We start from the raw sequence: 25,971 nt of genomic DNA on the forward strand, positions 1-25,971 counted from the left end.
TCATGCAGTTTTTTCTTGTTGGATGAATAAAAGTCTTTGTGTTTTATCTTGATATTCTAAATATTTACGTTGAATATCGATGTGCCCTGCAATACGTTTGGCATCATGCCATACCCCCCAAATAAAACTTGAACCGCGCCCATATAGATAAGGCAAGCCAACAAAATAAACCCCTGGTTCAGTGGATACACCTAACTTATGATTGGGTTTACCATTCACATCAAAGGCATTTACATCTAACCAATCATAGTCATAGCCAAAACCTGATGCCCAAATAATTGAGCCAATGCTGGCTTGAGCTAAATCCAGCGTTAAGATCGGTTGTTGAATACATTGAGCATCTTTCAAGATATGGCGAGCTTCTGGTTCTTCGGTTAAATCGATACCCGTACGTCGAACATACGCGTCTGCGGCATCTAGAAATTCAAAATATGCCTGATCACTTTCTTGTAAATTCTTTTGCAGATCATCGTGAAAACTTACGTTATCTTGATCAAATTGTTTTGTCATCCCTACAAGCGTAATGCCTTCAATTGCCAATCGTCTAAAATCAATCGATTGCCCTCCATGTGCCCCACTGACCGCCAAGCCTTTTAAAGGTCCTGTATCGGTTTTGCTGCTGTCCCATCCGCCCAATACACCTAGCCACCACACATTATCACGTTGCCGATAAACACGAGGTGGTCGCTCATGACGCCCCACAGATAAATAGACTTTTTTGCCAGCACGATTTAATTCATCAGCAATTTGCACACCTGAAGAACCTGCCCCTACAACCAAGACAGCACCATCTGGCATTTGCTCTGGGTTCTTGTATTGATCAGAATGTATCTGGTACAAATCTTGTCTTTTCGGTGCTATCTCAGGAATCATGGCTTTTTGAAATGGCCCTGTTGCCACCACAACCCGATGTGCTTTTAAGGTACCTTGAGATGTTGCAACAATAAATCCTGCCCCTTGCGGATTGGTTTGTACTTTTTTGACTTCTACATGTGTATAAATAGGCGCATTAAATCGCTTGGCATATTTTTCAAAGTACTCCGCAACTTGATCATGGTGTACAAAACTATCTGGATCTGCATCAAACGCCATATTGGGAAAGCGATCATGCCAACAAGGTCCATTGGCCACTAAAGAATCCCAACGGCGTGTACGCCAAGCTTCCGCTATTCGATTTTTTTCTAAGACCACATGAGGAATGTTTAATTCAGTCAGATGTTCACTCATTGCCACACCAGCTTGACCTGCACCAATAACCACAGTATCTATTTCTAATTGATCTAAACTCATTTTTAATCCTTGTCGAACTGAGTCATTTATTTTCAACAATTCATTGTTGAATCCACTCCAATGTTGTATTTCCCAGCTGTAACGGGTTGTATATATGCTTTGCTTTATATTTCGCTTTGCAGACGTGAAATATCGAAAAGAACAAAAACATTGTTTAAGAAAAATATAGGCAGTTGATGAGTAAAGAGAAAATAGGATATCCAAAACAAATGAATCAAGAAAACTGAACCCAAAAACCAAACCAATGAAATTACTCAATAAATTTTAAATATTTTTAAATTTTTATTGCGCTTTAGATTGCTACGGAAAAACTAAATTAATAGAAAGGAAAACACAAATTGTGACTCTAAGCGAAGTCAGCATACTAGATGAATACTTTCATTGACTTAGGACGCAGCTGTGAAACATACCCGTATTCGGACTTTTAATACTCAAAAAACCTATCCAGAACAAAACTTGGACAATGATCTTTGCCAAGCTGTGGTGGCACGTGGTCGCACTGTATTCCTTCGTGGGCAAATTGGGCAAAATCTAGATACATCTGAAAGTGTCGCGCTTGCTGATGTCAAAGGTCAAACTGAACAAGCCATGTTTAACATCGACATGCTGCTTAAAGAAGCAGGAGGTGAGTTAGCTGACATTTGTAAAATCACCATATATATCGTCGATCCACGTTATCGTGAAGATGTCTATCGTGTCGTAGGTAAATGGCTTAAAGGCGTCTATCCCGTTTCAACTGGAATCGTTGTTTCTGCTTTAGCTCGACCTGAGTGGCTTGTAGAAGTCGATGCGACTGCTGTGATTCCTGATTAAAATAAGCAACGACACGAGAACGTTATGACATTTTCAATTATTGCAAGATGTAGTGAAACAGGACAATTTGGTGCTGCGATCAGTTCATCCTCTCCCGCTGTTGCCGCAAGATGTATTCGTGCCAAAGCTGGTGTCGGGGTTGCAGCAAGTCAAAATATAACCGACCCAAGTTTGGCCAACATTTTACTTGAAATGACCAAATACAATATATCACCACATCGCGCGATCACGGAATTAACTAGAAATACAGATTTCATAGAATATCGACAGTTGAGTTTATTAGATGCCGTGAATGAGCCTTTTGCATTTAGTGGAGAACACACCTTAGGGATTTATGCACAACATATTGGGAAGCATGCAGTATGTGCAGGTAATTTACTCGCAAATGATCAAGTGCCCCATGTTATGCTGAAACAGTTCGAACAAAGTAAAGGTGTTTTAGCAGAACGTTTGCTCAAAGCACTAAAAGCTGGAGAACAGGCTGGTGGGGAAGCTGGAGCAATACATTCTGCTGGTCTTTTAGTTGTTGACAAGTTGGAATGGCCAATCATTGATTTACGCGTAGACTGGTCAGAGCGACCCATTTCCGATCTCATCGAACTATGGCAGATTTATCAACCGCAAATTGATGATTATATATTAAGAGCATTAGATCCAATGCGCGCGCGTAGCTTTGGTGTTCCAGGAAATGAATAAACCTTTTTAGGGTATACAATGGAGGTGTATCCAAAGTGTTAAATCGAATTTCTTTAAGACAAATGGAATACTTTGTTGCAACCGCAGAATGTGGCAGCATCATCATTGCTTCGGAGAAGATACATGTATCCTCTCCATCTATTTCCGCTGCAATTGCACATATTGAAGCCGAATTACAAACTCAACTCTTTATCCGACAACATGCCAAAGGCTTAATCCCAACCACTGTGGGCAAAAGTGTCATGTTGGAATGCAAAAAAATCTTAAATCAAGCATCCAGCCTATACTCACTTGCGGCTGAATTTTCAGGTTCAATTCGTGGACCTTTAAAACTTGGGTGCTTTCCTGCTTTTACACCGATGATTTATGCCGACATCATCAATGGCTTTTCCAATTTATATAAGCAAGTTTCTTTAGATCTCTATGAAGATGATCAACAAGCTCTTCTCAATGCACTGATCCGTAACGATATTGATTTGGCTTTAACCTATGACCTGAATATAGATGCAAATATTATTCATTTTGAACCATTAACCAAGTTACCCCCACACGCACTGGTCAGTGAACAGCATCCCTTAGCTTTATTGCCTGCTGTCACCCTAGAGGAACTCTCAACATATCCCATGATTCTTTTAGATATGCCCTTTAGCAATGAATATTTTTTATCGTTATTTAGCACTAAAAATCTCAAACCCAATGTTGTCCGCTCTTCAAAGAATATTGATGTGGTTCGTTCTATGGTTGCCAATAATATTGGTTATACTATATTAAATGTTCGCCCTAAAAATAATTACAGTCTTGATGGTAAGCGATTGATACGAATACGCATTGCTGAAGAACATCGCCCCATGTATATCGGTATAGCAACCCCTAAAAATGTACCAAAGAATATTGTCGTTGAAGCATTTATTAGTCGTTGTAAAAGCTTTATCTCTGATCAATTTATTTCTGGTATGAGCTCTGCTCATTTCTACGATCCCTATATAAAAAACCAAACACAAAAGGACGCCTCAGATGTCTAACTTATCTAGTATTCAATTGCTTCAAAAACTTATTGAATTCGATACGACATCGCATAAAAGTAATTTAGCGCTGATCTCTTATGTCAAAAATCTACTTGAATCTAAGGGAATCAGTATATTTTTAAATTCAAATGCTGAGCAAACCAAAGCCAACTTATTTGCAACGATTGGACCTAAAGACCGAGCTGGCATCTTATTGTCTGGGCATACGGATGTCGTTCCCGTTGAAGGACAAGCATGGAGTAGTAATCCATTTCAAGCATTGATCAAAGATCATAAAATTTATGGTCGGGGTACTGCGGATATGAAGGGGTTCATCGCCTGTGCAATTCACGCCATGATCAAGGCAGTAGACTTGCCTCAACTAAATAAACCACTACATTTATGTCTTTCTTATGATGAAGAAATCGGTTGTATTGGTGTACGCGGTATTCTTGGTTTGCTCTCCGAATTTATTATTCAACCAGAGCTTTGTATCATTGGTGAGCCCACCAGTATGAATATCGCAACAGGTCATAAAGGTAAAGCAGTATTCAAAGCCATATGTCATGGTCAAGAAGGTCACTCTGCTTTAGCACCATTGTATGTCAATGCAATTCATAATGCGCAAAGTTTGATTGAGGCGATTCGCATTACGCAAAAAGAGATCGCAGAAGGTTCTATTTTTGACACGGACTATGATGTACCCTTTAGCACGGTACACATAGGAAAAATACACGGCGGTAAAGCGTTAAATATCGTGCCCAATGAATGTATCTTAGATTATGAGATTCGTAATATTGCTGAACAAACAACAGATACCATACAAGAAAAAATTTTTAATTATATTGAACAGAGTCCTTCTGCAAAATTTGTCAATATTCAGGAAATCAATCAATACCCCGGACTGAATACATCGACGACCATTCAAGCGGTTAAATTCTTACAATCACTGCTCAAACCCGAAACTGAATTACAGAAAATATCATTTGGTACAGAAGGCGGATTATTTCAACAGCAATTGAATACGGCTGTGTTAGTTTGTGGTCCAGGTTCGATTCAAGTCGCACACAAGCCTGATGAATATATCGAAATTTCTCAGATGGATGAATGTGATGCTTTTTTTGAGCGTTTGCTCAATCATATTGCCGCTTAAACATGATGCAGACTGCAAAATTTTATTTCAAAACGATATAAAGGTTCAACTGTTTTACTAGATGAAGTATTGATATCTATAAGAAAATAGGGATGCCTAGTAATTTGTTTTTTCTAAAGCAAAAGCTTATATAAAACGAATTCACAACCTGATCTAAAAATTATACGGTTTATTGTGCCATAACATTAAAATTCTAAGGAAACTCAATGAAACTCAAACAGGATTGGTTGGATCAACTTTCTCAAATTAAACTCCCAAAGTCTTATTTTATAGCAGGACAATATGTTGAGGCTAAACAAACATACCCTATCACAAACCCTGCCACTGGCGAGTTTTTAGTCAGCATGTCAGCATGTGATGCACAAGAAGTCAATCAAGCTGTGCAACATGCCAGAAATACATTTCAAAGCGGGGTGTGGTCACGATTAGCTCCACGTGAACGTAAACAGAAACTCAAAAAACTTGCAGAACTGATTCTTGAGCATGCTGAAGAACTTGCCTTACTTGAAAGTCTCAATGTGGGCAAACCGATTCAAGATTCACTCAATGTTGATATTCCCGGTGCAGCATTCTGTTTTGAGTGGTATGCGGAAAGCATCGATAAAATGTATGATGAAATTGCCCCGACCCACCACGATCAGTTGGCGATGATTTTTCGTGAACCCATCGGGGTTGTTGCAGCTGTTGTGCCGTGGAACTTTCCACTGGATTTAGCGAGTTGGAAACTTGCACCTGCATTGGCAACAGGCAATTGCGTGCTGTTAAAGCCTGCTGAACAATCTCCTTTTACGGCACTTAAACTGGCAGAACTTGCCCAACAGGCAGGAATCCCAGATGGTGTTTTGCAAGTCCTTACAGGCTTAGGGCAAGTCACTGGACAAGCCATAGGACGCCACCCTGATATTGATTGTTTGGTCTTCACAGGCTCGACGGAAACAGCCAAAAAGTTTTTAGTTTATTCAGCTGAATCCAATATGAAGCCTGTTTGGCCTGAAACAGGCGGAAAAAGTGCCAATATTATCTTTGCAGATGCAAATATTGATCAAGCCCTTGATAAAGCGATTTTTGGGGCTTTCTATAATCAAGGTGAAGTGTGTTCTGCAAATTCGCGTATATTATTGGAACGCAGTATTGCACCACAATTTATTCAAAAATTTGTCGAAAAAGCCAAAAATATCAAGATTGGGCATCCACTTGATCCCAATACCCAAATGGGTTGCTTAATTGATCGCCAACATGCCAACAATGTACGACTAGCAATTGACCAAGCTAAGGCACAAGGTGCTGAATGTCATAGCATTACTTTAAATTTAGATGATGATTTAGATCAAGCAAGCTATATTGCGCCAACAATTTTGACTGGCGTTACAGCAGAATTCGATATCTTTCACCAAGAGGTTTTTGGTCCAGTGGTGAGCATCACGACCTTTGAAACTCAAGAAGAAGCAATCGAACTTGCTAATCACTCAATCTATGGACTTGCCGCTTCGATCTGGACGCAAGATATCCAAAAAGCCATCATTCTTTCCAAGCAACTTTTAGTTGGGACTGTATCCATCAATACCGTAGATGCTTTAGATGTCTGCACACCTTTCGGTGGATACAAGCAATCTGGCTTTGGTCGTGATTTATCGCTACATGCAATCGATAAGTTTACTCAATTAAAGACTACTTGGATTCAACTTTAAGCCATCGTTTTTATATGAATAGATGCGATGCATAGCGCTTAGGTAACATCAGAATGTAAGTATAGCCTGCATGATGCTTTTTCAAATTTAATCTGACAGTTTAATCCAATTATAGTGACTGTCAGATTGATATTTATTTGAAGAATATTAATCAATTAACGATATAAAATTTTAATATAATTGAAAAGAGTTGAGCCTTTTATGATTTTTGTCATGTAAAATTCTTTAAATTATATCCACTATTGCTACAATATCCTACTATAGAGACAGTGTTATAGCTTTTAATCCCCACCTCTAAAACTAAGTTAAAGTCTTCAATCTATTTTCCCTATTATGATCCATCTCTATGACCCATACTTTTTCAGACCATCCTCAAATTCGCCTTGTTTCTAGTTTTGACGAACTGATCAAAACAGCATTTCAAGGTGATACCAATGCAATGTGTTGGCACAGAAATTTAACGGGCGATTTTAAAGAGATTGTGTCTAAACTCGAGTTAAAAGAAAATATTACTGAAGTTTCTGAGGAAGATCTTTTTGCTTTAAAACTTACTGAACAAGGTGAACTGGCAAGAGAAATCATTTTAAAAGATATAAAACAATTAACGCTGCTTGGTGCTTCGCCTACACTAAACCTCATTCAATATTATGAACGTGATGAGGAATTAGAATTCATTTCAACTGATGTTTATTCCTTCCATGTTGACCGCTCTCCGATTGAAACAGATACTTTCTTATGCACTTATCATGGCGCGTCTAGTGATATTCTACCAAACGCTGAGGCTGAGCAAAAAATACTTATTCCTGAAATTCGAGAAAAACTTAAAGCACTCCATGATGGGTCAGCAGCAGAGTTTGAAAACTTTTTAAAAGACTATTTTTTTGATTTACATTATCAGCCTAAACCCAACGCCGTACCGATTAACTTAGGCTTAGGTCATCTTTGGCGTTTAGCCGTTGATCATCCAACACAGCAAGTTTTGCCTTGTGTTCATCGAGCCCCAGTCGAAAGTGATGGAGAGTATCGCTTGTTGTTGATTTGTTAGGGGGGCGTGTAGGATCAAGTCAGAAGGTAATATACTTCAATCATCGGTATAGTAATTTATACCTCGATTTCCTTAAATTACTCCGCAATAAACCTTTTTTACTTCCTAAGCCCCTTTCAAAATATACCTTATAAGTTGAATTATTGAAATTTGAGAGAATAAGTTATAACTATCGCATGTTCGACCAAATGCAGAAGCTTGAATATATCCCCCAACATCTTTTTCCTTACCAAGTTTACCTACAGCAGTTTCTCGCCTATCTCGTACGCCTGTATTTTCCAAATCTGGAGTAAAAATAATTTATAAAAAGACAGAATAGATTCAATATATTAAATTTTTCAAATAAAATACGATTATTCTATTCTGTGCACTCAAAGTCAAAAAATTACATTTGCACTGTAAAAACTATAGTACTTCCACATTACCTAATGGTACTTTTATATTACCTACATATTCTTCAATTAAATAAGAACAACCTGAATTAACATTTATTGCTAGAAAATAATTTTTATTTTCTTCAAACTGAACTTTAAAAATCTTTGTTTTACAGAACTCTGTTCTAGCACCATTATTATAGCTGTATGTCATGGAGATTAGAATAGGTCTATTAGCTGGAACTTTAAACTCGCCATAATTTAAATTATTTGTTGGGACATTAGGCATACCCAAACTTTTAGGAGTATATTCAAATTTTGTTGCTCCTAACATACCTGATGTCTTTACACTCGTGAAAGCATCTCCTTTATCTTTATCATTTTTTATATCCTCTTTTTTGATAGAGTTTGGAAAAATTCGTATACTTTCACCTAACCCATAAAAAACCCGAACATTTGCAGTTTTACCAGTGACAGGTTCTTTATATCGAACTCCCTGATTTAAGATTGAATCATTTATTTTATTTATACTTGCACAACCAGTTGCAAATATAAATAAAAAAATTAATAATAGGTGTTTTTTCATAAAGACCTTCTTGTATTTTTCCATATAATCAAAATGTCAAATATTTAAAATCATTGACTGCATTTTTCTTGCTGTAATTTATTTAGTAATACGATTTGATTTTAATAACTTTCAATCAAATCATCAAGATTACCTGTAAGGCTATGATCAAATAATGCCAGCGGATTCAGACTCAATAATGCAGCCGCTGCATTCATTGCATTACCGGTACTAGCTATTTTTTTCTGTTTTTTTAAGTCATCTAGATTAACTAATGTACTTTTAAGAGTATCCTTAACCTGATCACAGTTCGCCATTTTAGACAAGTCTGCCGTTTCTGTATTCTGGTGTGAAGGTTGAATACTATTGCATGCAGTCATAATAAAAGAAAAACTAAAAATAATGAAATTTTTTGTCATAAATTAACTCCAATAATGTTAAAAATATTAATCTTTTCAAATTTACTCACATTATTCCTCTTGTGATAAAAAATTATCCTGAACAGCAACCTGCGCAACTTGTCCACTCTGAACTGTACTTGATACATCACCTGTAGTCGCTCCAACGCCAGAGGCGACTAATCCAGTGATTGCACTGATCGTACTTTTTTCATCTGCCGTTAAATCTTTTGCATCCTTACCATATAAGAAATTAGATAAAACTGGTGCGGCTGCCTCAGTTCCTCCTGCTGAAAGTCCAGCAGTCAATGCATCATTTCCTCCCGCTGCTGCAACTGCTGCACCTAGAACGGTATGGGCTATACTTTCTTCACATTGTTTTCACAAGTCATATTTTTCCTAATATTTTTCAATAGGTTTTTTTTAATAAATTCTACCCAAGATTTGAATACCTCAATCCATTATTATTATTTTTTTCCAAACAATCTCCCTAAAAAGCTTTTTGGTTTCCAGTTCGGGTCTAAAAAGTCGTAATGATAATCGTAATGCTCTAAAGGTTTTATTGGCATAAGTTCCATTGGAACAAGCGGATTATCTATTTCTATCTCAAGTCCATTCATTCATGCCAATTTGGTAAACATAACTGGATGATGTGACCAAATTTCTCCACTAAACTCTTCGCCAAAATCTTTGTTGTATGCTTTGTGTACTTTTGGTTTTAGTAAAGTCTGTATAATATCTATAATTTTATCTTTATCCTTATGATAAATTGCATCATATACACCAAATTCAAACTCTACTACTTCTCTTAATTTATTAATTTTTTGGTTGGCTATGTCTTTTATTCGTTGATAATCTTCCCAATCATGTCGTAAAACTGCCTGCATAGCATGAGTACGATATCTTGGATCATCTTTAGATGGTTTAAATTTTGCTTCTTCATAACTAGGCTCATAGTCACCCCAAAGTAAATGAACTGTATCAAGATTAGCAAACTTTTTAATCACTTCCTCACTGTCAGATAAAATTGGAAAGATAAACTCATCAGGAGTAGACATTGTATAAGAGAATCCACCAGGATATCTTGCACTTTCTACCCTTAATAAGCTTGACACATAAAACCATTGTTTTAATTGCTTTACATTTTGCTCAAAAATATAACTTTTAAAGCCATTATAGATACAATATGTTGCTAAAGACTCATAAACTGCGCCTTGTTGCTGATTTTTCTTTAGCCTTTCAGTAATTAAGTTAACTTTATTTTTGTCGCCATCTTCATAAAAAATTTCTAGGCTTTGAAATTGATTTAATAAATTATATTTCATCATTTTGCAACCTTATTACCAAGATTTAAAGTAACTGCACGCCCTTCATTAACACCAAGTACAATCTTATTGATTGGTTTACTTTGCTCAACAGCATCGCTTATTAGTTTTGCCGTTTTAATAGCATCAGGGTTATTTGTACGAGCTAATACACTTGTTCTACTCTTAATCCATTTGTCTGACATCTGAACACCGATATCATTCGGTGAGTTTTTGTTATCACTTAACTTTACTGAACCTCTTTCTTTTAAAGGCTTTACTTCAACAACATAAATTTCGCCATTCTTCATGTAAACACCATCAAAACAATTACTTCCACACTTACTTTCAAGTTTTGTATAACCACTATTCTTAAAGTAACTATCCGCAATTTCTTCTCGTAAAATACCAGATTTATTATTATCTGTATTATTGAGTAATTGCTGTTGTTTATTTAAAACTTCTTTTGGCGGATCAATAATTTTCCCATTTTCAGTAATTTGCTTCGCACTAATATTTCCTGATGTTGAGGTTTTGACTGAAGGTAATTTTGCAGGATCATTTTCTAATATTCGTTTAATACTAGTCAAGTTTCCAACTTGACCACCTTCGTATCCGAGTTTCTTACCCCCTATTGCACCTACACCTAAACTGGTAAACACTTCCACCTGTGTTCTTTGTGCATTCGCTACTTTTTCAGGATCTCCACTATTTAAGTCAATATAAGATTGTTCAATTGCTGCTGCTTGTTTCTTTAAGTTATTAATTTTTAAAAAATCAATAACTGCCTGCCCTTTCAGACGATTATTTTCCATTGCATCTGCACATGCAGAGCTTCCTAATGGACAATGTATTGCTGATACTGCTGTATCACCAAATGCATCAGCTATCATTAATATACCATCGGCAACGCTCCCTAAACCTTTGATAGCGCCTTGATCTATTGGATGTTTTACTTTAGATGAAAGCCCATTGAAAAATTCATTAACATTTTTGCGTAAATCATCTCCTGCTAAAGAGTTATTCTCCACCGCATTCTGCGCAACTTGACCACTTTGAACTGTACTTGATACATCACCTGTAGTCGCTCCAACGCCAGAGGCGACTAATCCAGTGATTACACTGATCGTACTCTTTTCATCTGCCGTTAGATCTTTCGCATCCTTACCATATAAGTATTGCGCAAGTTTTGGTGCTGCTGCTTCCGCTCCACCCGCTGAAAGCCCAGCAGTCAATGCATCATTTCCTCCCGCTGCTGCAACTGCTGCACCTAGAACGGTATGCGCTAAAATATGCGCTGTACTTCCTTCTGCATCCTTAGATTTAAAGTATTGACCTATCTCATAACTTGCTACAGGACTTAATGTTGCTGTCGCTATGCCTAAACCTGAACTCGTAGGCGCTGACAATCCTGTTGATATCGTATCAACCAATACACCTAGTTTTTGATAGCTTAGATTTGGTCTCAGTGGAAGTCCTAATATTCACTATTAAAACTTACAAAAATAATTTACTGGCTCTTATAATTGGAATATTTTATCCACTTAATTTCCAAAAATTTACTCTTAAAAAAACCTCTAAAATTTTAGAGGTTTCTTGCATTAATCATTAAATTCACCCATACATGACTGTATTTCATAAATAAACTGCGTTTTTGCTTTTCCTTGTTCATCTAGATTTAATATAAACTTCCTCCAATCACCACCTGTATGTGACTGCATTTCATCATGAAGTTCCTGGCTAAATTTTATAATCAAATCGTAATTAAAATCTGGAGGTAAATACTCTGTATGATTGCGAAAGAAAAATACCCCATATTCAGACCACCCCTCATCAGGATTAAATTTGTATTCGAATCTCCATGAATCATAATCAAAAGGTCGATATTTATGTACTTCTTGTACAATTTTATTCAATATCTCAAATTGCAATTGCATTATTTACCACCACCTGCTTCATTTTTAAAGACTTGCTCAAACTCCCCCATCAACTTTAAATGTTAATCTTAAGCTCTTAGGTCTTAATGAGCTAGAATCACTTCTCATAAACATAATTTTTATTTTTTATTTTTTATTTTTTATTTTTTATTTTTTATTTTTTATTTTTCAAATATATTTATATTAATTTTATATTTTATTTTCTACAGATTAAAATATGAGAGCTGTTAAGCAAATAACAGCCCTTTTTATTAATATCTACTATTCATGTAACAAATTTAAAAAATCATCAAAATTATTAGCTACATTATTAACAACCATAGAACTTGCTCCATCTTCATAATCAACAAAGTCATCATGATAAACCAATACTATTTTGGGTTCTGTACCTTCAATATTATCTCTATAATCAAAACAAATATAGTCACCATTTGCGCATATTCCAAAAACAACTAGATTTTTTATACCATAATTTTCAAGATCATTTACATTACTCTGATTGCTTAAAATATCACCATCCAAATGATCAGTTTTAAAACTTAAAAAATTTAAATCCCGCTCATCTTCTTTTTTATAAATATTTTTAAAATCAAAAATATTTTCAACTGGAGATAAAGCATCATGATCTTTTATTAAATTAATATAACTTGTAGGAAAGTTATATCCTAAAATACTCTCAACTTCATGTATTATATCTAAGGATACTTGTCCATTATCATCATAAATACGCATCTTATTTTCCTACCTTAATTATTACCACTTGATAAAGAATTTTGTCCTGTATGAGGTACAGCTTTATTCGAATGAAATTCAGCTGGAACTAATTGCATATTTTTTGGTGATGATTGAGCATTGTGGTCCCATGTATAACCATCAATTTGAGATTCTCCTAAACGCAATTGCACTAATTGACTATATGAAAATTCAGAATTTTAGCAATCCATTAAAAAAATAGTATTTTAAGGGAGTTCATAACCAGAATTCTTCATATTTTCAATAATTAGCTCATCAAACTGTTCATCACTTATTCCTCTTATTGATTTTATACTTCTCCAATTCCATATTAATGGTAAAACTTTGCTGTCTAACATTGTAAAATGAGCTAAAAACATATCTGCTAAGTCATATTTATCTAAAATATTATTCTCTAAAAGAAATGAATTGAATACTTCACTTGGCCTTTTACCACTTAATATTTCATTAAAAGATTCACTATTTTCCGAATATGACATATGTTACTCCTCCACTGCTTTCAATTTCTTCAACTTTTGTATAACCATGTCTTTGAGCAATTTTTCCTGTCCAAGTATTTAGTGCAGCATCATTAGGTGACATACCTTTTGCTAAATTAGCAGAATATTGTGCTGTATTAACACTATCGGTTCCTGAAATCCATGCCCCACGTATTTTATTTACTTGTATACCCTCCTGATTCAAACGTTGAATTGCACTACTAAACATATCAACACCAGATGCATTCATATAAGGATGATCAGGTGCTGATCTTATATCAAAACCTAAAATACCATTTTTATCAACATTAACAATTATCCCTGCTACACCTTCAGGATTCCCATACCTCATGGTTATAATTCCATTCTGATTTTTGAAAATAAATTCATCAGTAATATCAATTTTTGGTTTAGGAATAGTAGTACTACTTGAAGAATTACTCTTTGATTCTAAATCACTAAGACCACTATTTTTATTTGAATCACTTCCCACAGCCATAGTCGCCCCAATAACTTCAGATTTTCCTACATCTCCATTTGCATCGGGCTTTCCAGTCATGGTAGTTGCTCCACCATTGACATCAGGTGTCCCAGCTACCGTTGCAGGTTTTGGTGTTAAATGATCATCGACGTTTTTAACGACTTCTTGCAGGGCTTTACCCGTTTCAGTAGTCGCTTTCTTCCCAACTGCACCAATACCAGCTCCACCTATCAACTCACCATATATTTGTGCTTCAAGTCTCGCTTTCTCATAGTCATCTTGTTGCATCTGGTATAGATCTAATGTGGTCGTGTATTTTTCTCTATTAATCGCTTCAGCATCTATAACTTTTTGCGCAATTTCTGGGGCGTTTTTAATAACCGTAGCTGTTGTATCTATCGCCTTTTGAGTACTTTCAGCAGGTTTTTCAACAAAATCAACAATCCCATTTAATATATTCCATCCTGTTTCTACAGCACCTTCGATACCTGTTTTTAATCCTTCAACAGTTCCTACAGCTGTACCCGCATCACGTTTTAATGGTTGAAGTAATTGATCACCAAGACCAAGTTCACTACTTTTAATTGCCCCATGATCCTGAATAAACTCTTTTTTATCGTTGTAATTTGCTGATTTTGTATCCGCACTTCCTCCAAGAGTATTTGTTAGAAATACATCTTTATTTTTAAAATCATCTGGCGATGCAGTAAAACCTTTACCCTCAGTATCTATATAAGTTTTAGCCTTTTCTATTTCAGAATCAGTTAAATGACCTGCATATGTATCCCTTGTTGCCTCGACTCGAATCGTTGGAAATGCACCACCATTTGGTGCAGTGATTTCTAAGTTAGGTAACCCATCACTATTCAAATCACTTACAGAAGTGTTGGCAGTTTTAGCACGTAAATATTGATAGCCTTCTTGATATTTTGATATTTCTGATTCAGATAGACTCCGATCAATACTATTTTTCCACCCTTCATCGATATTGTATAAAGCGCCTCGGGTTAAGATTGTTTTCGCATCATCTTCACTAATTCCTTTTTCTTTTGCATATTCTTTCGCTAGCTTTTGAATGAGATTAACTTCTTCTCGATGCAACTGACGATTATTTGAATCGACATTTACTGCTGTGCCTACAATTGACGTATTTAATCCAACCACAGTTCCTGCACCAAATAGTGCCAAACTGCTTACACCGTTAACAACTGCCTCTGCGCTATCAGTTTTCATTCCTTTTTCAGTCAATGTTTTGACCATATTTTCTTGAATTTTATTTAGTGTAGGTGCAGCTGCTGCAATACCACTTGTTGTTAAAGCACCTTCTATTGAACCTGTACTTAAAGCACCAATAGCTGTATGCATTGCAACTCGATAAACTCCTCCTTCATCCCATTTTTTTGCTTCTGCCTCATTTCCAAGTAATCTTTGTTTTAATGCTTGTTGTTGTGCATAGTCAGCTACAGCCTTAGGCGCATTCTCTCCAAACTTCTTCGTCACTTCCATCTGCAAATTGATTTCACTTTGAACCTTGTCTTTATCAAAGTTATTTTTTAACGCACCACTATTTTCTCGGGCTGTATCTGTTGTCACACTGGTCAAGATGTCTGACTTGATCTGCTCAGCGGTTTTACCTGTTAATGCTTGCTGACCTTGTTCATCTCGAATGGTGATATTTGTCGTATTGATACCGCTCTTGGTCACACTACTGTCTTTATCACTGTCTAAACCAAAACCGATCGACTTACTTACACCTGTAGTCGTGGATGCATGCTGATCAATTTTGTTTGGTGTAGAAAGTACAGTATCAGGGGTTTTACCACCTTTTTCATCGCTTTTGCCTGCATTAAACCCTGCACTTAAGCTAATACCTTTGGCATCATACTCACTGACATTACGAATATCTGAATGCGTCAATGTGCCTGTATCCAAAATATTTTTCTTTAAGTTTTCAGCAGTTTGTGTCGAGGTAATGATCGCTCCTTTCAAATCAGTATTATTCTTCACCTTGATCTGATAACCATCATCTCCAGCGAAAACTCCTGACTGTTCGTTTACCGATGCATAATTGGCATTTACATTCGACTTACTAAAACTGCCTGATGCATTAGCACCATTGGTTCCGACACTAACTTGCCCTGAGATATTTTGTTGCTTGCTTTGATAGGTTGCTTTGTCTTGTAAGCTTTCGATATTTAGTTCATTGGCATCAATCTGTACACCTTTACCTTGTACCTGACCACCAATAATATTGGTTGCATTTCCACTACTGATCGTGGTTGAACTGTCTTTAGAACCAATATGACTGTTCACATAACTGGTGTCTGTCCCATTGCCTTTGCCTTTTCCAAGATTTCCTCCAGCAGTGACCCCAAACCCTGTTTGATTACTGACTGAAACCCCTGCATTCCAACCTGCACTCTTGTTGCCAGACGCTTCAATGGTTTTTTGTTCAGCCGCTTTTATGTTGACATCATGATCGGCTGCCAAATGAGTCCCTTGCATACCCACAACATCCGAACCAATGATATTGATATTGGATTTTTCACCTGCGCCTGTGGCAACAATATTGGTTTTGCCAACTGCATAAACTTGACTTTGGCTGGCTGTACTACTTTGTGTCTGACTAAATTGAGTATTTTTCTGCTCTCCGTAAGTCAGACTTACGCTGACTTCGACATTTCCATTCAGCTTACTTGCATCCGACAGTGCACCTTGTAATTTGCCTAAAGCCTGTCCCGCTTTATAAGCATCAAAACCAGCATTGGCTGCTGCCATGGCATTGACACGATCATTCTTACTCTGACCCACTTGCTTGCTTGAATCCACTACGGATTGCACTGCACTGACCACTGGAACATTCACAGCAAGGGTTAAGCCCTTTTGCTCCATTTCATATTTATAATCACGGGTACTTTGTTCTTTTGCAGCTTCAATATTGACTTGTTGTGCCAATATATTTACATCGCCATTTTGTGAGGAAACCGTACTTCCCGTCTGTTGGTAAGTTTTGCCTGCAATGATATTGGTATTGCCATTTAAACTGCCAACCATTGAACCTGTGTTGGTCGATTGGGTATTTTGTTGTTCTGTCAGCTCTTTCTTTGAACCTACACTAAAACCAATCCCACCACTCGACATCAACCCAGATTTTTTAACGCTCGACTCTGAATAATCTAAATATTTATTTTCAGCACCCGTAATACTAACATTCTCTTTCGCCTGAATCTGCGTGAGTTCATCTGAAATAATATTACTGCCACGAATATTGATATTGTTGGCATCAAGAATGACATTTTTACCATCAATTGTGCTAGCAATCGCTTCATTACTCATGTTTCGTACGCGACCTTTCTCTGTAGTCGTGCTAAATGTACTCTTGTCTTTGGTTTTATAGGCAGTCTCTGAATCTGAAAGTTTTCGACCCTCAGAAATATCGATCTTCTGTTGTGCTGAAAGTATCGTTGAACCTTGTTCACTAGAAATTTGTGAACCTTTCACTGATATATTTTCAGCTTGAAAACGTGTATCGCCAGCACTCTGAATGAATGAACCAATATCTTGCTGTTTTTTATCATAGTTGTAGTTATCCTTATTGGTATAACCACGATTATTCACAGAAGTATTTACACCTTCTATGTTGAGATTTCCTTGCGTCTTAAGCAGACTCGAACCATTAAGGTTAATAATTTCAGTGCCTTTTAATGAAGTATTGCCACCAACATTAATCACCAAAGTAGTACTTAACGGATCTGTCTTGTAATCTGCTAAATTTAAAGACGAACCAACATAAAGCCCGGCTTGACGGTCAAAGCCCTCACGCGTAAATACGCTTGCACCGAGATTATTCACAGTGCTCTGAGTTGTACTATGTTGGTTAAAATCACCGCCAATATTAAGTTTTGCTGAATCAATTGCCTTAATCGTTCCACCAATATTATTTAAATCTTTAGTAGTATTGAGTTCAACACGGTTCGCCTGCATCCGCCCACCGAGTTGATTGATGCTATCTGCTGAGATTTGTAATGCTTCACGTCCAGCAATTGTCGCACTATTGAGTACATCGCCTTGTACATTCAATCGCACCTGATTTGCACTGACTAAGGTACCATCACCCTTTAAATCACTTGCACGGGCTTTTACATAGACTTGTGGTACCAGTGCCTTGGTCGTTGTACCGTCCGCAAGTTTAATGGTTTTTTCTTCTAACCACACAATATCAGTGGTGAGTTGTGCAATTTGTGCAGCCGTCAATGCAATCCCAGGACGTAAATTATAATTTTTAGCAAAGGTTAGACCATTATTCATTAAAGCCTTATATTGGGCTTCATCATTTGCATAACCTTGTAAAAATCTAAATCCTGTCAATTGCGCAATTTGATCTTGAACCAATCGTTGTTCGTAATAGCCATCTCCCAAGCGTTTTTGTTTCAATGCTGGGTCAAGATCCATCGCATCTAACATATAGTCCGAAGACAACCATTGTTTATAGTTGATAAATGCTGGATCGGTTTCTACTAAATATTTTGATTGGCTCTCTGTATTCGTACTAAAAAGTGCATTGCTTGGCAAGCTCATGAAGTCCATAGATACACTACGGATTTCAAGATCACCTTGACCTTTGACCCCTGTTGTTTGCGCTGCATTTGCTTGTAATTTTTCAGCAGAATCCAGAGATTGAAGATTTTGCGCTTGTGAGTTGACCTGCGCTTTTTCTCCAGAGTTCACATCTAATTGATCAGGTGTATTGGGTGTATTTGTTTCTTGACCATTTGCAGTAACGGATTGCCCAGCATTTACATTTATATCGACCTGTTGACTTTGTTGTTGACGATCTACCAATTGCTCTGGGGTATTAACAGTATCTGTGGTGATAGTTGCATGATTGCCTGTACTCACCGCTGAAATATTCTGATTTGAGGTATGATTTTTAACATTCCCCAACCATTGATTCACAGGCAAATCAATTTCTTTAATTTCATCTGCAGGATTATAGGTTTGTGACTTATTCCACTTACGTTCGTGATAGCGTTTAAAACCGCCACGCCAATTCGAATAAGTATATGTACTGATCCCAGATTGTTTGAGTATTTGCTGACCTTTACCATCAATATTATTTACAGCCTGTGCAAGCTCAGCATTGAGTTTTCCACCAGCAAGTACATAACTCTTATCATTTTTAAAAGCATCAGCATAAATATTGAGATCACCACCAGCAATAATTTCTGCTGGAGCAGAAGTCACAACCTGACTTTCAAACTTGGTTTCTTTAACTTCGTACTGTGTCCATGCTTTTATTTCCGTATTATCAAATTTTAAATTATAGGCTTGAATTGCCTCATCTAATTGTTGATAAGCAGTTTCGTCACTCGAACTCCATGCATCTAAATCCTTTTTATATTGGGCTTGCGCTTGATCATAAGTCTGCTGATCTTTTTGGTATTGCGTATACGCTGTTTGATATGCTGCACATGCAACAGCATCATAACCTAAACCAACTTCACAACTTGACTGTCCTGTTGGGGGAACAGGTTGAACTAAGGTTGGCGCTTCAGGTGCATCTGTTGATGGTGGTGTAATATTAAAATATGCCCATACAGGATCTGACTTTTTGTAATTAACATTACAACTTTGCTCATCTCCAGTTCCAACACAGTTGACTGATTCAACATTCGGGATCGGCGTTTCACCCAGTTTAATATTTTCAGGCAACACATTTGGCGTCGTATCATAACGATATAGCCCTGCACGACTCCAATTTTTCCAATATAAATTTTCTACTGGGATCTTTGTCGTTTTGTCTTTAGGCTGGATATAAATTTTGTCAGTTACCCCACCAATTTGAACGAGTTTTGTTTCAAAATTTTGATTAATATTATTAATATTTTTTGCAATAAGGGTCATATCTCCCAATGACTCGATACGTGCACTTAAATTATTGACAGTATGTGCTTGTCCTTGGGCTTTTAAATCAGGGTTTAATTTGCCCCCAATCGTTAAATCTCCTGCACTGAAGATCCAAGCATTGTCTCTAGCACTTTCTTTAACAACGCCACCTGACTGATTGTTTAAGATTTGAATCCCTAAATCCATATCACCGCGTGATGCGATCACAGCGCCTGTACCGAAAGAGTTGGACTTGTTATCCAGAGTATTGGCTTGAATCGCAACATGTGTACCATAAATTCGTGCACCATCATTCCAAACACGATTGGCTTGAATATGGGTGAGCTCACCATTGATTAAGCCTTGGTTGTGTAGGGTATCTTGTGCAATCAGACGCGTCTCATTCGATGAAATACTCGCACCTGTTTGATTTTGAATATTTTTTGCATTGAGTTCAACTTTTTGCCCTGCTGTCAATTCAGACTGATTGATTAAATCCTGTTCTGTACTGAGTTTCAGTGTGCCATTCGCAGAAATTTGATCTGCTTGGGTATGGGTATAGCTTTGCTTTAAGTCGATATCGACATTACCCTCACTGACGATCTTACCTTTATTGATCAATTCATTGGCTTTCAGATTGAGTTGATTTTTTGCGAGTAACTCACCATCTGTATTATTTAAATTCAGCGTCTTATTCACTGTACCAATGCTAAGTGTATTCAAACTACTGATTGAACCCAATTGGTTGCTCAATTGGTTGTTGATATTCAATATTGCATTGTCGCTGGCGCGAATCACACCAGCTTGGTTATCGAGAGTTAGTGCATTGATTTCAATATTTTTAGCATCAAGCCCACCTAGTACAGTGCTATCTTTGGTCTGTGCATTGATGAATTGATTAGCGGTTGCGGTCAGTTTTTCACCTGCAACAATATGACTGCCTACACCACTGTTATTGATCGTATCCGAATTTAAACTGACATTTTGCTGTGCCTGAATTTGCCCAGCAAGGTTATCAATACGCCCATCCGATGTTTGCTGATGAATGTTTAAGTCTGCTTGGCTATTGATTTGACCGCTATTGTTATTGATATTCTGCGCAGCAATGTTGGCTGAACCAATTGCCGCAATATAACCACGAGTATTTTCAAGCTGAGTAATATTGAGCAGATCAAGACTACCTTGGCTGAGTATTCCAGCATTGTTACCTGAATTATTATTCAGCAAGGCATTTTGTTGTGTATCAATCTTAACTGACTGTTCAGCCTGAATTAAACCTGTTTGGTTATCCAATTTGCCTGTTTTTAAATCTACAGTTTTGGCAATGATTTTACCGTTTTGATTACTGAGCTGCTGTTTTTGGGTATCAATACTGAGCTGATTCTGTGTCGCAATCTGCCCAGCTGTATTATCTAAACCAACACTATTTAAACTTGCATTTTGTGCTGCATAAATATCCCCTTTTTGATTAAGCAACTGTCCTTGTGCTGCAATGTAAATATCTGATTTTTCTGATCTGATCGTACCTTCAGTATTATCTAAAAGGCGGCTTTGAATATCTAAATTTTTTCCAGCAAGCAATACGCCATTATTATTTTGAATATCCCCTTGAACATCAATTTGCGCTTGATCCTCTGAGTAGATCTGCCCTTGCTGATTGTTCAGTTGCTTGGCGTTTAAACCCAACTGATTTTTGCTATAAATCGTGCCTGTTTGGTTATCGATTCCACTCGCCTGAATATCAGCATCTGTACCCGCAAAGATTTCTCCCTTTTGGTTATCTAAATCCTGTTGAACCTGTAAAGTGAGTTTATTTTGTTCTGAGCGGATTTTACCTGCGGTATTGTGAATACTATTGGCTTGTATTTGTACGTGTTGATTGGCTGCAATAGTACCAGATTGGTTGTTGAGTTGATCTGCAACATTGAGATGTAATTGATCTTTGGCGTAAACAGTACCATCAGTATTATCAACTTGTTTTACCGTTGCATTAAGCGCCTGTCCTGCAATCACTTTACCTTTTTGGTTGCTGAGATTTTGTGCATTCAGATCAATAGATTTACCTGCCGAAATTTCTCCCGCTTGGTTACTGATATCCTTTTGCACATTCAGTTTAAGTTGATCTTGTTGTGAACGAATTTGTCCTGCATTATTGATGACAGAACCAGCTATGAGATCAGTCAATTGTTCAGCAGCAACAACACCTTGAGTATTGTTTAGCTCAGTTGTTGCCGAAAGTTGTAATTGTTCACCAGCGTAAACCACACCCTCAGTATTATCTAAGTTGTTCAGTTGAATATCGGCACTTGCACCCGACTGAATTTTACCTTTTTGTGATGTAACGTTCTGCGCTTTTAGATTCAGATTTTTTGCTGCTGAGATTAAGCCACGGTTGTTCTGAATATCTTGAACAATTCTTAAATTGGAATTGGCATTTTCTGAACGGATTTGTCCTACATGATTCAATAAGTGCTGTGTATTTAGGTTTAGATTTTGTTCTGCTGCAAGGGTACCTGCACTGTTGTCAGTTGTACCTGAGACATTGAGATCCAGTTGTTTCTTAGCGTAAATTGTCCCAGATTGATTATTCAAATCTGTGACTTCGAGTTGTGTATCGGTACCTGAAAGCAGTTGCCCAGCTTGGTTTTCAACTTGGGCAGCCATGATATTAAGTGCATTTGCACTTTGAATACTTCCAGATTGGTTGTTTAAAGTTTCAGCAATGATGAGATTCGCATCACCAGATTCAGTCTGAATCTGACCTTTGTGATTATTTAGATTTTTTGCATCTAGTATAAGGTGCTGTTTTGCAGCAATTAAACCCTGTTGGTTAGACACATCTTGTGTTGCATGCAGTCCAAATTTTCCTGCTGCGTAGACAGTACCTGTGTCATTATTCAATAGAGTTGTTGCTATAACTGCATCACGTCCTGCAATAATTTTACCTGACTGGTTATCGAGTTGTTGTGTCACCAGTTTTAGGTCTTTGTCAGCAAGTGTTTGAATCACACCTTGCTGATTATTCAGCTTCGATATATTGAGCTGAGCATCACCAGCAGCACTGATCACACCAGAGGTATTATTCAATGTTTGCGCAACATTCACATTCAATTGCCCATTGGCATCACTTTGAATTAGTTGCCCTTGTTGATGACTGAGCTCAGTTGCTTTTAAATCAATATTTTGTGCGGCAGTAAGCGCTTGATCTAAATTGGTAATGCCTAGATCAAGTTTTAGATGGCTATTACTTTGGATCTTACTCTGTTGTCCTTGTAGGTTTTTTGCAGTGATTTTTAACTGTTGATCACCCGCATGTAAAATTTCACCCGCTTTGGAATTTAAAGTGTTGGTTTTAATTTCAGTATTGTCGGCATTAGTAATGATCTGACCTGCATTGTTATCAATCCGATTTGCCACATCCAGAATAAAATCATTTTTACCTGTGTGTTGAATTAAACCTTGGTCGTTATTGAGTTGTACTGTATTGAGATTGATCTGTTCTGCGCTATATTGCCCTTTTTCATTGTCAATATTTTGTGTTGCAATTAAATCCAATTGTTGATTTACAATGATTTTGGCATTGTTGGTCTTCAATTCAGTGGTTGCAATATTGATATTCTGCGCTTGGCTTTCACTTTGGCTTAAGTCTGTGCTTTGAGCTGCTTTAATTTGAATTTGTTTGCCTGATAAAATCTTACCTGCAATCTGTACATTTTGTGCATCAAGAGTCAATGTGGCATCAGCATTGCTCAGTTTCCCTTCTGAATCCAATCCAGCAGCCCATACCGCATTTTTATCACTGGTGATCGTATTTGATTGAACATTGATTTTATTTAGTGCCGCAAGCTGACCATATTGTTGCAACTGATTCACTGTTAAATCAGCACTATTGCCAGCATAAATTTGTCCCGTACTTTGTAACTGCAAGGCATTCAATTTGAGATTTTGCCCAGCAATCAAATGACCTGCTGAATCTTGCGTCGTACCATTATCAATTTGATCAACATTGATCGTTAGATCTGCCTTTTTCGCTTGAATTGTGCCTTGCTGATTATTTAGACTTTGTCCATTGAGTTGAACATTTTGCGCAGAAATCTCTCCCTGACGATTATCTAAAGTTTGGATAGAAAGCTCAGCATCCGCGTTGACTGAACCAATAACACCTTGTGAATTATTGGTGGTCTTAGAGTTTAAACTTAATCTATCTACTGCAAGGATTTGACCTTGGTTGTTATTAATCTCTGTTGAATTTAAATTGAAAGCCTTAGCACTTTGCACACGTCCCTGTGTATTATTCAGCTGAACTGCATTGAGATCAAAGCTTTGATTGGCATCAATCAAGCCTTTTTGGTTATCTACCTGCTGTGCCGTGATATTTATCACTTTAGCCGTCAATTTACCTTGTTGGTTTTCGAAATTTTGTCCATTAAATTGCAATTCAGGCAGTTGAATTTCACCGCTATTATTTTTAATACTGTCTCGTACATTTAAGCTAATGTCGGCATTGTTAACAATTGCACCCTCAATATTACTCATGTCTTGCGCAATCTGAATATTGCCTGCTTCGAAAGTTTTTGGTGTTAAATCTATTGGCGCAACTTCAACTTTACTCGAATCTTGTGCGGAAGACTGTTGCTCTGGATCCGTCACACTCGGCGTTGTTGTTCCGCCTGATGTTCCACCTGTTCCGCTACTCTCTTTCGTCGCCTGTCCAACCAAACCTTGAGTATTGTCTAAAGTTTTTGCATGAATATTCAGCTGTTGCTGACCTGTTTGCTCAATTTTACCTTTATTGTTGCTTAAGTTTTGTGCAGTAAAATCAATACGCCCAGCATTGATGACACCCTCATTATTGTCAATCTTGGCTTGCGCTTTGAGTTTAATTTCATCATTGGTCGCAATCAAACCGCTGTTCTGAATATTTTCAGCTTGAATTTGGATCTGATGCTGGGTACTGCTGATATTGCCACTATTCTTAACCTGTTGAGCTTCAACAATAATTTGATCTTTGTTAGCAATCATATTACCCGTATTGATCAAATCACCATTGGCATTCAAACTCAGTTGACTTGTAGTCGCATTGATTGAACCTGCATTACGTACACCTAAACCATTTTCAGTTCCCACCAAATAGATTTTTCCAGCATACATACCACCCAATTGACCAACATCAAGGGCAAAGTTAGGCTGAGATGTTGTATTAACACCACTCGTGGCTTTGGCAATTTGTGGTACAGATGGGTCTTGAACATTAATGTCATTTTGACCCAATACCGTTTTTAATTCATTGGCATATAAGCCTGCATTGACATTTAAAGCGCGCGCATAAATATCTGTATACGGGGTTAAGCTTCCATTTAAACCTTTTCCTTCAATCGTGACTTGCCCTTCACGTACTCGGAATGAATCAAGATAGCCTTGATGCATCACCGCCTGACCTGTAGTTAAGGTAAAGCGGTCTGCATTAATTACGCCACAGCCATCACAGACCAAACCTGATGGATTGGCAATGACCACTTGAGCTTGTTTACCTGCGACCTCCAAATAGCCTTTGAGCTGACTTGGATTGCTAGAATTCACTTCATTCAGAATAACCTTGGCTTCACCTTTGGCGAGCCATGGATTACCTTGTACCCAACCGCCCAATTGGGTTTGGGTATTGTTTCGGGCATTATTCAGGATAGCACCTTCTTGCCCCACATCAAATTGAGTATAGGTATTGCGAGATACACCGCCAGCGCTTGGGGTTTGAATATTGACTTGAGTCAATCCATTGCTGGTATTAAGTATGGTCGCTTGTTGTGAGTTTGGTGCAGACTTATCAGCCACAATATGACTTTCAGCGATCGTCGCCATAGGCAAGGTGTAAATTGCTGCCCCTAAGAGACTGACCACTGCAAAATTGACTGGATTTAGCTTTTTATAGGTGATTGAAGATGCACCAGTGATATCTTCTATTTCGATTTCACCTACAGCATGTGATTGTCCTGCTGTTTTTGTTCGGCTTTTTACAATCTCAGCAACTGCAATAAACATTCCACGCGCTTGGCTATAAATAACTCTATAACGGTTCTTATTCATAATGTCTGACCTAATTTTTTAATG

At 37.3% G+C, this 25,971-nt stretch carries 15 protein-coding genes and 2 pseudogenes; 6 read left to right on the forward strand and 11 right to left on the reverse strand.

Annotated features, from left to right (window positions below; all coding sequences use genetic code 11):
* Complete coding sequence (locus F938_RS13765) at nucleotides 1-1,290, reverse strand: flavin-containing monooxygenase (RefSeq protein ID WP_005032592.1); 1,290 nt, start codon at nucleotides 1,288-1,290, stop codon at nucleotides 1-3.
* A gap of 399 nt (nucleotides 1,291-1,689) precedes the next feature.
* Here F938_RS13765 and F938_RS13770 point away from each other — a divergent pair, with 399 nt between their 5' ends.
* The 6 genes from F938_RS13770 (at nucleotide 1,690) to F938_RS13795 (ending at nucleotide 7,689) form a co-directional block, all read left to right on the forward strand.
* Complete coding sequence (locus F938_RS13770) at nucleotides 1,690-2,103, forward strand: RidA family protein (RefSeq protein WP_004829077.1); 414 nt, start codon at nucleotides 1,690-1,692, stop codon at nucleotides 2,101-2,103.
* Between the two features lie 24 nt (nucleotides 2,104-2,127).
* Entirely contained in the window at nucleotides 2,128-2,799 is a 672-nt protein-coding gene (locus F938_RS13775; protein ID WP_004829078.1) for a DUF1028 domain-containing protein, read from the forward strand.
* A gap of 35 nt (nucleotides 2,800-2,834) precedes the next feature.
* The gene (locus F938_RS13780) at nucleotides 2,835-3,821 is read left to right on the forward strand and encodes a LysR family transcriptional regulator (RefSeq protein ID WP_005032594.1); all 987 of its coding nucleotides are present in this window, start codon (nucleotides 2,835-2,837) and stop codon (nucleotides 3,819-3,821) included.
* Complete coding sequence (gene argE / locus F938_RS13785; RefSeq protein ID WP_005032595.1) at nucleotides 3,814-4,956, forward strand: acetylornithine deacetylase; 1,143 nt, start codon at nucleotides 3,814-3,816, stop codon at nucleotides 4,954-4,956. The genes F938_RS13780 and argE overlap by 8 nt, the downstream gene beginning before the upstream one ends.
* Nucleotides 4,957-5,162: 206 nt before the next feature.
* The gene (locus F938_RS13790) at nucleotides 5,163-6,644 is read left to right on the forward strand and encodes an aldehyde dehydrogenase (RefSeq protein ID WP_005032597.1); all 1,482 of its coding nucleotides are present in this window, start codon (nucleotides 5,163-5,165) and stop codon (nucleotides 6,642-6,644) included.
* Between the two features lie 346 nt (nucleotides 6,645-6,990).
* On the forward strand, nucleotides 6,991-7,689 hold the full coding sequence (locus F938_RS13795; RefSeq protein ID WP_005032599.1) for a DUF1826 domain-containing protein: 699 nt from the start codon (nucleotides 6,991-6,993) through the stop codon (nucleotides 7,687-7,689).
* Nucleotides 7,690-8,094: 405 nt separating this feature from the next.
* Here the strand turns inward: F938_RS13795 and F938_RS13800 are convergent, their stop codons facing one another.
* The 10 genes and pseudogenes from F938_RS13800 to F938_RS24750 all read right to left on the reverse strand — a co-directional run bounded on the left by F938_RS13800 (nucleotide 8,095) and on the right by F938_RS24750 (nucleotide 25,947).
* A complete protein-coding gene (locus F938_RS13800) occupies nucleotides 8,095-8,649 on the reverse strand; it encodes a hypothetical protein (RefSeq protein ID WP_004829124.1) in 555 nt (184 codons plus the stop codon).
* A 101-nt stretch (nucleotides 8,650-8,750) separates the two neighbouring features.
* Nucleotides 8,751-9,047: a hypothetical protein gene (locus F938_RS13805; protein ID WP_005032601.1), complete on the reverse strand. Its 297-nt coding sequence runs from the start codon at nucleotides 9,045-9,047 to the stop codon at nucleotides 8,751-8,753.
* Nucleotides 9,048-9,101: 54 nt separating this feature from the next.
* Nucleotides 9,102-9,389, reverse strand: a pseudogene (locus F938_RS13810) (VENN motif pre-toxin domain-containing protein); the annotation flags it as partial.
* 257 nt (nucleotides 9,390-9,646) lie between these two features.
* The gene (locus F938_RS13815) at nucleotides 9,647-10,354 is read right to left on the reverse strand and encodes a hypothetical protein (protein WP_005032605.1); all 708 of its coding nucleotides are present in this window, start codon (nucleotides 10,352-10,354) and stop codon (nucleotides 9,647-9,649) included.
* Nucleotides 10,355-11,340: 986 nt separating this feature from the next.
* Nucleotides 11,341-11,784, reverse strand: a pseudogene (locus F938_RS25015) (VENN motif pre-toxin domain-containing protein); the annotation flags it as partial.
* A gap of 147 nt (nucleotides 11,785-11,931) precedes the next feature.
* On the reverse strand, nucleotides 11,932-12,267 hold the full coding sequence (locus F938_RS13825; RefSeq protein WP_005032609.1) for a hypothetical protein: 336 nt from the start codon (nucleotides 12,265-12,267) through the stop codon (nucleotides 11,932-11,934).
* Between the two features lie 261 nt (nucleotides 12,268-12,528).
* Nucleotides 12,529-12,999 carry an SMI1/KNR4 family protein gene (locus F938_RS13830; protein ID WP_005032611.1) on the reverse strand — a complete coding sequence of 157 codons (471 nt, stop codon included), beginning with the start codon at nucleotides 12,997-12,999 and terminating at the stop codon, nucleotides 12,529-12,531.
* Nucleotides 13,000-13,013: 14 nt separating this feature from the next.
* Nucleotides 13,014-13,172, reverse strand: coding sequence for an HNH endonuclease (locus F938_RS25020; protein ID WP_010591123.1), 159 nt, complete (start codon nucleotides 13,170-13,172; stop codon nucleotides 13,014-13,016).
* Nucleotides 13,173-13,226: 54 nt separating this feature from the next.
* Nucleotides 13,227-13,499 (reverse strand): hypothetical protein, encoded by a 273-nt coding sequence (locus tag F938_RS13835; protein ID WP_005032613.1) that lies wholly within the window; start codon nucleotides 13,497-13,499, stop codon nucleotides 13,227-13,229.
* Complete coding sequence (locus tag F938_RS24750) at nucleotides 13,480-25,947, reverse strand: two-partner secretion domain-containing protein (RefSeq protein WP_005032615.1); 12,468 nt, start codon at nucleotides 25,945-25,947, stop codon at nucleotides 13,480-13,482. The genes F938_RS13835 and F938_RS24750 overlap by 20 nt, the downstream gene beginning before the upstream one ends.
* Nucleotides 25,948-25,971 lie beyond the last annotated feature (24 nt).

Origin of the sequence: Acinetobacter bereziniae LMG 1003 = CIP 70.12 (genome assembly GCF_000368925.1) — a bacterium.
GTDB lineage: Bacteria > Pseudomonadota > Gammaproteobacteria > Pseudomonadales > Moraxellaceae > Acinetobacter > Acinetobacter bereziniae.